Genomic DNA, 1597 nt, shown 5'->3' with positions numbered 1-1597 from the left:
ACGCCCATAATGAACGGTGTGGCGAGGGGATTTCTCAGGTAGCCCTGCAGAACCGCTCCGGCGACTCCCATTGAAGCCCCGACGAGGATTCCAGCGACGATTCTTGGCAGTCTTATGCCGAGGATTACGAGACGGTCGTCCCTGCTTCCACCGCCGAAGAGAACCGCAAGGACTTCTCTAACCGGAACGTGATAGGGTCCGCTCGAGAGGGAGAACAGGGAAACCGCTAGCAGGGAAAGGAAAAGGGCGAGGCCTATGAGGAGCTTTCGCCTCAGGTACGCCTTGTAGTCCATAGGCATCACGGGTTGGTCGGCAGGCCGTAGGTGACGTTTCCGGTGGCGAGGTTTATCTTTCCGAACCCGCCGAACTCCTTGGCGAGCTCGCCGTAAACCGGCTTCCCGACGAGGAAGGTAAATATCTCGTTGGCCTTCTTAACGGGGTCTATATTCTTGAAGCGCTCCGGGTAGATAACCTTTCCGATGTAGTAGGCGTCAGCTATGGCGATTCCGATGTTGGTATTGTAGAAGTTGTAGGGCAGGACTCCGTAAAGATTGCCCTCCTCCACGGCCTTGAGCGAGTTGTAGAAGTCGGGGTTGCTCCTGTAGTCGTCGAGGATTATCTTCAAACCACCCTCGTCGATGAAGATGTAGTCCGGGTTCTCCTTGAGGAGCCACTCCTTGTCCACCTGCACCCAGCCGTAGTTGGTGCTCGTCAGGTTGGCCGCTATGTTGTCGAGGTGGAGAACCGTGAAGGGCGCGTAGTCGGTGAAGGTGCTCGTTATCCCGTGGGCGCCCTTGAAGCCTATCCCGCCGACGTAAACCCTCGGACTCTTCAGGCCCTTCGTGAGGTTCTCAAGGTAGCTCTGCTGCTCCTCGATGAACTTTATGACCTCCTCGGCCCTCTTCTCCTTTCCGAGGATTTTTCCAGCTAAGAGGAGCGACTTGAAGAAGACCGGGTCTGTGAAGTTCTTCAGCGTTCCGTAGCTGAGGACCACGACAGGGATTCCCGTTTTTTCCTGAACCTCATCGGCGGTCTGCCTGCTCACGAATACCATGAAGATGACCTGCGGGTGGACCTTAATCAGGGCCTCCATGTCAGGGAGCTTTCCGGGACCGCCTGGCCCGATAACCGGCAGTTTGAGAAGCTCGGGATGGGCCAGTATGTAAGGCCTCCCGTAGGGGAAGCGCTTCTCGAACTCCTCGATTCCGACGACGTCTTTGGTGGCGTTGAGATAGACGAGGATTCTCAAAGCTCCCGGTCCAACGGCAACGACCCTTGTTACGTTTGCCGGAACCTTCACGGTTCTTCCGAGCATATCGGTGACGGTGATGTACTTCTGTGCTTTAGCGGGCGTCGAAGAGGAAACAGTGGAAGTTGCGGTCTTTGTCGGGGAAGTGCCCGCACCAGAGCCGCTGCCTATACATCCGGCCATTGAAACGGCCAGAAGGACTATGAAAACGGCCAAAACTTTCCCCCAGTCAAACCTCATCTCCCTTCACCTCAACTATTCCCCTACCTATAACGGCGTAGTATTTCTCCCCGGCGCATTTCAGGCAGAACGGTTTTCCGTTCCGGTAAACAATCCGGCTCGCCATTG

At 56.0% G+C, this 1597-nt stretch carries 2 protein-coding genes; both read right to left on the bottom strand.

Annotated features, from left to right (window positions below; translation table 11 throughout):
* On the bottom strand, positions 1 to 299 hold a 299-nt coding region (locus MVK46_RS06910; RefSeq protein ID WP_297535895.1), incomplete at its 3' end, for an iron chelate uptake ABC transporter family permease subunit.
* On the bottom strand, positions 299 to 1489 hold the full coding sequence (locus MVK46_RS06905) for an iron ABC transporter substrate-binding protein (RefSeq protein ID WP_297535894.1): 1191 nt from the start codon (positions 1487 to 1489) through the stop codon (positions 299 to 301). The genes MVK46_RS06910 and MVK46_RS06905, both read right to left, overlap by 1 nt.
* Between the last annotated feature and the right edge of the window lie 108 nt (positions 1490 to 1597).

Origin of the sequence: Thermococcus sp., from assembly GCF_027066465.1 — an archaeon.
Taxonomy (GTDB): domain Archaea; phylum Methanobacteriota_B; class Thermococci; order Thermococcales; family Thermococcaceae; genus Thermococcus.
Note: the sequence above shows the minus strand (reverse complement) of the source record. Positions and strands in the feature narration are given on the sequence as shown.